The sequence below is a fragment of the Neobacillus drentensis genome (assembly GCF_036966985.1).
GTDB classification, from domain to species: Bacteria; Bacillota; Bacilli; order Bacillales; family Cytobacillaceae; genus Neobacillus; species Neobacillus drentensis_E.
On sequence record NZ_JBALSN010000097.1, the window covers coordinates 533 to 5,088 of the forward strand.

Sequence of the window (4,556 nt, forward strand, 5' to 3'; positions counted from 1 at the left end):
TGATATTTGATGGAGATGGTCATGAGCAGATTTTAGTGCGAAATCGATAATAGGCTTAATGTCTTGGTCTTCAGTCGTTTGTAAAAAATGGCTTAAAATACAAATCGCCATTGAATCACCAATGTATGTACTCCATAACATTGAAATCTCAGCGGATGTTATCTTGGGGTTATGGTGTTCCATTGATTTTCAACTCCATCAAAGAATTCTACTAAAGAGGTTTCATTACCAACAATGTACATATTATGTCATTATTCAGGTTAATTATTCTCCTAAACATGTTAGCATGCGGTACCTGGCACAAAGATTTCCTTAAAATTGGCTGGTAATATTTTATTTTGATTTTTTATATAAATGACATATTTGTAGCGAGATTGTCATATATTTTATCAATCGCATAGGAAGGAGGGTGAACCCATGGATAATCGAATTTTATTATTTTTTGTTTCGATCCTGTCTGGTTTTGCACTTATTAGAGTTCCTTTAGCCGATTCATTTCTGGAAAGCATTTCCCCCGTTACTGATATCATTGGCATACTAACTGTTCTTGTCTTCTCACTCGTCTTAATTTACAAAGGCGTAAAAGGATTGTTTAGTAAATAGCTATATTATGGAAAGCACTCTATGGGTGCTTTCTTTTTGCATTAGCTTTTATCCTTTTAAAATAAACTTAGCTATTTTTGCAAACAATAACTTAAAAGAAATCGAAAGGAGCTTTTCTACTATGAAAAAAGATACATATTCAAAGGGCGAACCGACTATTGCAGAGGGTATTGACACAGAGGATGTATTAAATAGAGATGCTACACAAGAAGAAATTGAAAATGGGGAATCAACAAGTGTCACTGTTTTATCTTTGGATGAGAACGATCCAAGTTAATTGGAAGTAAAAAAGCTACCACTTGGATAAACGCTGTACCGATTGATACACCTTTTCTAGCTATTATAAAAATAAAGCGATGCTTCATTGGCAGAAGCATCGCATTTATTTTTAAAACCCTCATCCATCGTAATGTTCTCTTTCTCTCTCTTCTTCCTCAAACATTTCGTCATTATCCTTTTTAGTTTGGCTGCTGTTCATTTTGACTTGTAATTCGGTTGTTCCGTTCAATTCCTCTGAGAATTCTGTTAAAAGAGTTGATTGCTTTTTCAAAATCGGAGTCCCTTCTTTCGATATAGTTTCCACACTAGATCGCTTGTAAAGTCTCATTACATAATAAATTAAGGCATATACCACCACCATGACAATCCCTGCGACGAGACCTACCCCTTGCCCAGGAATAAACGGCATACATACTAGAACAATAATCATGCTGATTAAGGCAACCCAAGAAGTATACGGATACCCGCGCATTTGACAAATTCCTTCGGGAGGACATCCATTTCTTTTCCGGAAACGAATATGACTTGCCATAATTACGGCATAAGTAAAAATTAAAGCAAAGCCCCCTGTGGTAATGAGGACCAAGTACACTCTTGGAAACAAGAGGCCAAATCCGAGGCCGACAAGCATCGCAAAACCGGAAAATAAAATTCCGCGATAAGGTACATCGTTCTTATCTCTCAGTATATTTGGGGCATGTCCTTCATCGCCAAGAGACCTGATCATTCTTCCAAGACCAAATATACACGCTAGCATCGCTGAAAGAATGGCTGAAATTAACACGATATTAATTGCCCTGCCTGCCCAGTTAATCCCCCATCTTTCCATGGATGCGACCATTGGACTTACGTTTTCGTTCAAAGTTGCTGTTGGAATGAGGGGTAAAAGCACGGCAGCATAGAGAATGTACAAACCTACAAGAGAAAATACAGTGTATCGAATCGCTTTAGGGATGGTATCCCTTGGATTTTCAGCTTCGGTTGCAGCAAGTCCAATGATTTCAAAACCTGCATAGGCAAAAATCACCAACAACATACTCCCTGCTATTCCCTTTACCCCTCCAGGCATAATCGGCTCAGTCCTTAACTCACCCACACCGATGGTCGGAGTTCCAGGAAGCAACCCGAGGATTAATACGATTGCTGTGATAATGAAAAAAATAATCGCGAATATTTTTATACCTGACAGACCGCTTGCTAGTTTACCTATCTTATCTGCACCTAATAGGTTTAGCAGCGTAACACCAATAATAATCGAACTACCTAGCAAACCAATGGAAACATTAGGAACCCATTCGCGGATTAAGATCGAAATAGCTGTTGCTTCACTTGACATAGATAAAACCGTTCCAGTCCAATAAAGCCAACCAACAACAAAGCCTGTCCCCTCACCTAGCTCTCGAGTGGCAAAAGTACTAAAGGATCCTTCCGTTGGATTTGCCACTGTCATCTCTGATAAGGCATAAAGGATGAGATACACCAATCCGCCCGCTAATATATACGATAGTAAAATGGACGGCCCTGCTGCATGAATAGCGACGGATGAACCTAGAAAGAAAGAACCGCCAATGACACTTCCTAAGGCCATCATAGTCAGTTGCCATGCAGACAATCCTCTGCGTTTTTTCTCCATTGATTTTGAACTCCTATATCAATTATTTTGTAGGTTACATAAAAATATTATTTACTTGGGACTGCAAAATGATTCTGGTCAAGTCTTGACTGTTTCCTTAGGAAATTTACCATAAAGCATGATATCCTATACTTACCATAAATGTTGGAAATTTGGGGAGACGAAAGATGAAGATATATTCAAATCTAGATAATGTGACTAGTTACAAATCGTTTAAAGACCTAAGGAAATGGCAAAGAGAACGGAAAAAGAAAGTGAAAGACTTATCAATTAACATTGAACAATCTTCTTCAAAAAAGGTAAGCGAACTTCAGGAAAATAAAAGTAAGACATCCTATACATGGGTGGGCCATTCCACCTTTTTGATTCAACTGAATGGAATCAATATACTTACTGACCCTGTTTGGGCTAGACGGATGGGGTTAGAAAAAAGATTAACGGAACCTGGCATCTCGTTAGCAGATCTGCCAGAAATTGATGTGGTGGTTATTTCTCATGGCCATTATGACCATTTAGATTTCCCTACCCTTAAAAAATTAAAAGGAAACCCTCAGTACTTTGTTCCTGCTGGTTTAAAGTCTCTTTTTAACAGAAAAGGGTATCAGAAGGTGAAAGAATTGAATTGGTGGGAAAGTGTTGAACTTGGAGGAATAATGATTCATTTTGTCCCGGCGCAGCATTGGACGAGAAGATCATTGACTGATATGAATACTTCTCATTGGGGAGGGTGGATTTTTCAAACGGCAAACGAAACGCTTTATTTTGTTGGCGATACCGGATATTTTAGTGGATTTAAACTAATCGCGGAGCATTTTACTTCAATTGATACGGTGTTTATGCCAATTGGCGCCTTTGAACCGGAATGGTTCATGGCCCCAGCTCATATCTCACCAGAAGACAGTGTAAAAGCCTTCATTGAATTAAAGGCAAAATCCTTCGTTCCCATGCATTATGGTACATATAGATTAGCCGATGACACCGGCCCGGAAGCTTTAGAACGTCTACTCCGTGAATGGGAAAAGCAGGAACTTCCTAAAGAACAATTAAAAGTACTGCTACTTGGGGAAACAGTAATTTGACCAGTTTCCACTCAAAATTTACCTGCATTTACCTTCGAATACATTCACTTAAAAAGGTCACGATAAGTTTGTAAGACTTTTTTAAAGGGAGTGACTTTTGTGGTGAGAAAAAGCTGGATAACTTTTGTTTTAGCAACAACCTTATTGGGTTTAACTGGCTGTGCAAATGATAATGATAATGCGGCCAATAAAAATACCAACGATTTAGGCGTTAATAATGTTAGAAACAATGCTATTAATGGTGTAAATGTAAGGAATGTTTCCAACCAAAATTTACGTGTTTCTGCCCGTGCGATTCGGAACGTGGAAAGTTTAAATGCAGTAGATCAAGCAAATGTGATCATTCGCAACAATGATGCCTATGTGGCTGTGCAATTAGAAGGGACTCAAAATGGTACTCGTGCACGTGGCGGCACAACTGGGACAGGTCCAAATATGAATGCCACTTATGGCAATGGCTATAATTCCGGTACAACAGGTACCAACGGCTCTTCCAATTTGCATGCTACAACAGGTAATCGCAACAACGCAAACATTACTGGTACAACTGGAACAAGTACGAATGCACGTATTAATCGTGCTAATGATCTAAATGCACGTGGGAACAATACACTAGATCAAAAAATCATAAACCAAGTTCGTGCAGCTGACCGCAGTATCGACAATGTATATATTTCTTACGATACCGATACTTTCGGTCAAATGACAAACTATTCCAATGATATTCGAACTGGAACAAACAGAGATGGCCTGTGGAATGACTTTTCTAATTCCGTAAACAGGATGTTTAGATAGCTCCAGAATATTCCTGTTTTTCCGAAGAGGTCTGGTCATCATCGGTATGATGACCTATCTCTATAGATTTTCGAAGAGATTTGGTCATCATCGTCTGGATGATGACCTTTTTCTATAGTCTTCCGAAAACGTTTGGTCATCATCGAATAGATGATGACCTTTTTCTA

6 protein-coding genes are annotated in these 4,556 nt (G+C 38.7%); 4 read left to right on the plus strand and 2 right to left on the minus strand.

Annotated elements, in window-relative coordinates:
* Positions 1–183 (minus strand): DUF3231 family protein (locus V7659_RS06985; RefSeq protein WP_335539015.1); only part of this gene is annotated, 183 nt, incomplete at its 3' end.
* Between the two features lie 234 nt (positions 184–417).
* Here V7659_RS06985 and V7659_RS06990 point away from each other — a divergent pair.
* Together V7659_RS06990 and V7659_RS06995 are read left to right on the plus strand one after the other, a co-directional pair.
* Complete coding sequence (locus V7659_RS06990; RefSeq protein ID WP_098575418.1) at positions 418–603, plus strand: hypothetical protein; 186 nt, start codon at positions 418–420, stop codon at positions 601–603.
* Between the two features lie 121 nt (positions 604–724).
* A complete protein-coding gene (locus V7659_RS06995; RefSeq protein WP_335539018.1) occupies positions 725–880 on the plus strand; it encodes a hypothetical protein in 156 nt (51 codons plus the stop codon).
* 120 nt (positions 881–1,000) lie between these two features.
* Here V7659_RS06995 and V7659_RS07000 read toward each other — a convergent pair whose 3' ends face one another.
* Positions 1,001–2,515: an amino acid permease gene (locus V7659_RS07000; RefSeq protein ID WP_335539019.1), complete on the minus strand. Its 1,515-nt coding sequence runs from the start codon at positions 2,513–2,515 to the stop codon at positions 1,001–1,003.
* Positions 2,516–2,682: 167 nt separating this feature from the next.
* Here V7659_RS07000 and V7659_RS07005 point away from each other — a divergent pair, with 167 nt between their 5' ends.
* Positions 2,683–3,594: an MBL fold metallo-hydrolase gene (locus V7659_RS07005; protein ID WP_335539021.1), complete on the plus strand. Its 912-nt coding sequence runs from the start codon at positions 2,683–2,685 to the stop codon at positions 3,592–3,594.
* 99 nt (positions 3,595–3,693) lie between these two features.
* Positions 3,694–4,389, plus strand: coding sequence for a YhcN/YlaJ family sporulation lipoprotein (locus V7659_RS07010; RefSeq protein ID WP_335539023.1), 696 nt, complete (start codon positions 3,694–3,696; stop codon positions 4,387–4,389).
* Positions 4,390–4,556: the final 167 nt, after the last annotated feature.

Coding starts and splice junctions, on each gene's coding strand:
- V7659_RS07005 (WP_335539021.1), top strand. CDS start 2,683: ATGAAGATATATTCAAATCTAGATAATGTGACTAGTTACAAATCGTTT.
- V7659_RS07000 (WP_335539019.1), bottom strand. CDS start 2,515: ATGGAGAAAAAACGCAGAGGATTGTCTGCATGGCAACTGACTATGATG.
- V7659_RS06995 (WP_335539018.1), top strand. CDS start 725: ATGAAAAAAGATACATATTCAAAGGGCGAACCGACTATTGCAGAGGGT.
- V7659_RS06990 (WP_098575418.1), top strand. CDS start 418: ATGGATAATCGAATTTTATTATTTTTTGTTTCGATCCTGTCTGGTTTT.